We start from the raw sequence: 4,243 nt of genomic DNA, 5'->3' as shown, positions 1-4,243 counted from the left end.
CACCCCCAAAACCACCACCGCCGACGGCACCATGAACTCCGGCAACACCCCCGCCGCGAACCCCCGCACCCGGGCCGGATCGATCTCCTCCCCCGAAACCTCCGGCACCTCCGGCACCACGTACGCCACCAACCGCCGATCCCCCGGCCGGTCCTCCCGCACCACCACCGCCACCCCCGACACCCCCGGACACCGGGCGATCACCGCCTCCACCTCACCCGGCTCGATCCGAAACCCCCGCACCTTCACCTGCGCATCCGCCCGCCCCAGAAACTCCAGCACCCCACCGGAACGCCACCGCACCACATCCCCCGTCCGATACATCCGCTCCCCCGGCGAACCGGACGACCCGAACGGACACGCCACGAACCGCTCCGCCGTCAACGCCGACCGGCCCAGGTAGCCACGGGCGAGGCCCGGTCCGGCGAGGTACAGCTCCCCGGGCACCCCCACCGGGACCGGCCGGAGCCGGCCGTCCAGCACGTAGACGCGGGCGTCCCGGACGGGAGATCCGATGGGCGGGACCTCACCGGGGCGGAGGGGGCCGCTCATCGTGGCGGCGATCGTGGCCTCGGTGGGGCCGTAGGCGTTGACCATCAGCCGGCCGGGGGCCCAGCGCTCCACCAGGTCCACGCCGCAGGCGTCGCCGCCGACGACCAGGGTGCCGAAGCCTTCCAGCGGGGTGGCGGGCACGCTCGCCAGCGTCGCCGGGGGGATCAGCGCATGGGTGACGCGCCGCTCCCGGATCACCGCGGCCAGCTCCGCACCGCCGTACACGCCCTCGGGCGGGATGACGAGGGCGGCCCCGGCGGCGAAGGCCATGAGCATCTCCATGACCGAGGCGTCGAAGCTCGGCGAGGCGAACTGGAGCACCCGGCCGTCCGGACCGACCCGGAGCCGGTCCCGCTGCGACTCGGCGAACGCGGCGATGCCCTCGTGGGTGACGACCACGCCCTTGGGGCGGCCGGTGGAGCCCGAGGTGTAGATCACGTAGGCGGGGTGCCGGAGGTCGCGCCGTACCTCGTCGTCTCCGAGGTTCTCCGACGGGATCCCGGACGCGTCCGCGGCGGCGAGCAGCTCTTCGCCGACCACCAGGACCGGGCAGGCGTCATCGAGCATCATGGTGATCCGCTCGGCGGGGTAACCGGGGTCCACCGGCAGGTAGGCGGCGCCCGCCTTGGCCACGGCCAGCACCGCGACGACCAGTCCGGCCGAGCGCGGCAGCAGCAGCGCGATCACCTGCTCGGGTCCGGCGCCGCGTCGCCGCAGCAGCCGGGCGAGCCGGTTGGCGCGGGCGTCGAGCTCGCCGTAGGTGATGGTCGCCGCGCCGTCCACCAGCGCGGTCGCGCCGGGGTCCCGTGCCGCCGCCGCCTCGAAGAGCTCCGGCAGTGTACGGCGCGGCACCGGGTCGCCGGTGGCGTTCCACTCCTCGACGATCCGCCGCCGCTCGCCCTCCTGGAGCAGATCGAGGTTCCCGACGGGGGTGTCCGCCGCCGAGGCCACCGTGGCGAGCAGGTGCCGCACCCGGCCGAGCAGGCGTTCCGCCTCCGCGGCGGTGAACAGGTCGGGCCGGTGGTCCAGGCGGAGCGTGAGCCGCTCACCGGGGACGGCGGCGAGCGCGAGCGGGTAGTGGTGGGCGTCGGTCGAGCCGAACCCGGTCAGCCGCAGCTCACCGAGGGAGGCACCGGCCGCGTCCGGGTCGAACGGGTAGTTCTCCAGCACGGTGACGGTGTCGAACAGGGTGCCGCGGTGGATCTCGGTCAGGCCGAGGTGGTGGTGGGGCAGCAGCTCGGCCTGCTCGTCCTGGAGGCGGGCCAGTAACTCGCCGAAGGGTTCGTCCGGGTCGAGCCGCACCCGGACCGGGACGGTGTTGACGAACAGTCCGACCATGCGCTCGACGCCGGGCAGCTCGGCCGGACGGCCCGAGACGACGGCGCCGAAGACGACGTCGTCGCGGCCGGTGAGCTGGGCGAGCACGATGCCCCAGCTCGCCTGGAGCACGGTATTGATCGTTACGCCGTTGCGGCGGGCCGTCCGGGTGAGGGTCCTGGTCAGCGCGGCGTCCAGTTCGAGATGGACCCGCTCCGGCGGGAGGGCGGAGGCTCTTGCGGCGGCGGGGGCGACCAGGGTCGGCCCGTCCACGCCGTCGAGGGCCCGCTCCCACGCCCGGCGCGCCGCGTCCCGGTCCTGCCGGGCCAGCCACGCCAGATAGTTCTTGTACGGCGGCGCGGGCGCCGCCTCCACGCCCAGGTAGAGGGCGAGCAGCTCGGTGACCAGGAGCGGGGTGGACCAGCCGTCGAGCAGGATGTGGTGGTTGGTCAGGATCAGCCGGTGCCTCTCCGGCGCGAGCCTGACCAGGGTGAGGCGGAGCAGCGGCGGCCGGGTCAGGTCGAAGGGGCGCTCCCGCTCCTCGGCGGCCACCCGCTCGGGGTCCGCGCCCTCGACCTCGCGCCAGGGGAGGTCGACGTGTCCGGGGACGACCTGGACGGGCCGGTCCAGGTCCTCGTGCCAGAAGCCCGCACGCAGGTTGGGATGGCGGTCCAGGAGTCGTTCGGCGGCCCGCCGCAGCCTCTCCGCGTCGAGGGGACCCTCCAAGTCGAGCGTCACCTGGGCGGTGTAGACGTCGTGCTCGTCGTGCAGGGCGTGGAAGAACAGGCCCCGCTGCAGCGGCGAGAGCGGAAGGATGTCCTGGACCTGCGTCATCGGCCCTCCCAGGCGGCCCGGATGCGGTCGATCTCGTCCTGGTCGAGTTCGACCAGGAGGTCGCTCGGCGTGTGTCCGCCGGAGCCGTGCGCGGCCAGTCCGCCGAGCGCGTCGAACCAGGTCTCGGCCAGCTCTTCGGCCTCGGCCTCGGTGAGCACCCCGTCCGGCCAGGACCAGACGGCCTCCAGGTGCGGACCGTCCGGGCGGTCGTGGACGGTCGTGTTGATCTCCAGTACGTGGGCCGCCGGCATCTGCGGGTCGTGGCCGCCGAGCTCCGCCGGGACCACGCTCCAGTCGCCCTCCCCTGCCGCGACCCGGCCGAGGTGGTTGAAGACGATCTGCGGCCGGGGGAGCCCGTCCAGTTCGGCGGCGGCCTCCGGGACGAGGTGGCGGAGCAGGCCGTAGCCGAGGCCGTTGTCCGGGACGGCCCGCAGCTGCTCCTTGACCTGTTTGACCGCCCGGGTGACGGTCTGCTCGTCGGTCCAGGCGGTGGCGCCCGCGTCGAGCCGGACCGGGTACAGGCTGGTGAACCAGCCGACGGTCCGGGACAGGTCGGTGACGCCGGTGATCTCCTCGCGGCCGTGGCCCTCCAGGTCGAGCAGGACGGAGGTGCCGCGCCCGCCGCGTTTCCTGCGCCAGTGCGCCACGGCCAGGGTGAGCCCGGTGAGCAGCACGTCGAGGGTCCGGCCGTGGAAGGCCGCCGGGACGGTGGTGAGCAGCGGCTCGGTCCGCTCGGGCGGCAGCGTGAGCCGGAGCGTGCGGACGGTCGCGACGGTGTCCTTGTCCGGGTCGAGCGGCCGGTGGCCGATGCGGGGGTCGGGCCCGTCGAGGATGTCGATCCAGTCGTCCAGTTCGCCGGTCCTGCCCGCTGCCTCCGCCTGCAGCGCCCGCGCCCACGTCCGGAACGAGACCGGCACCGGAGCCAGGGCGGGAGTCTCGCCCCTCCGTGCCGCCTCCCAGGCCGCGAACAGGTCCGGCAGCAGGATCCGCCACGACACCCCGTCCACCGACAGATGGTGGATCGTCACCACCAACCGGCCCGGCGCCTGCGGCCCGGCGTCCAGCCACGCCACCCGGACCATCCGGCCCGCCACCGGATCCAGCTCCGCCCGCGACCGCGCCGCCGCCTCGGCCACCGCCTCCTCCGGGTCGTCCGCGACCTCCACCCGGCGCACGCACTCGTCCGTCAGTGCCGACCCGGGCGGCGGCACCTCCAGCACTCCGCCGTCCCCGCGCAGCGCCTCCGCTCCCGAGCAGACGAGCCGCAACGCGTCATGCCGGTCCAGTACGGCCTGCAGCCCCGCGGCCAGCGCCTCCAGCCCCAGATCCGGCGGGACCCGCAGCACCACCGTCTGGCTGAACCCGCCGATCGGCCCGCCTCGCTCGGCCAGCCACCGCATGATCGGGGTCGGCTCCACCGGGCCGGTCCCCGCGCCCTCCGGCTCGCCCTCCGCCACCGTCTCCTCGGTCGCGACCGCCGCCAAAGCCCGCACGCTCTGATGCCGGAACACCTCCCGCGGCGAGAACACCACCCCCGCCT

2 protein-coding genes are annotated in these 4,243 nt (G+C 74.7%); both read right to left on the bottom strand.

From position 1 onward, the window contains the following. Window positions 1–2,703 (bottom strand): non-ribosomal peptide synthetase (locus ACWJ6R_RS31150; protein ID WP_449065650.1); only part of this gene is annotated, 2,703 nt, incomplete at its 3' end. Then, on the bottom strand, window positions 2,700–4,243 hold a 1,544-nt coding region (locus ACWJ6R_RS31145), incomplete at its 5' end, for a condensation domain-containing protein (RefSeq protein WP_449065649.1). The genes ACWJ6R_RS31150 and ACWJ6R_RS31145, both read right to left, overlap by 4 nt.

Source organism: Planomonospora algeriensis (assembly GCF_977012225.1).
Note: the sequence above shows the minus strand (reverse complement) of the source record. Positions and strands in the feature narration are given on the sequence as shown.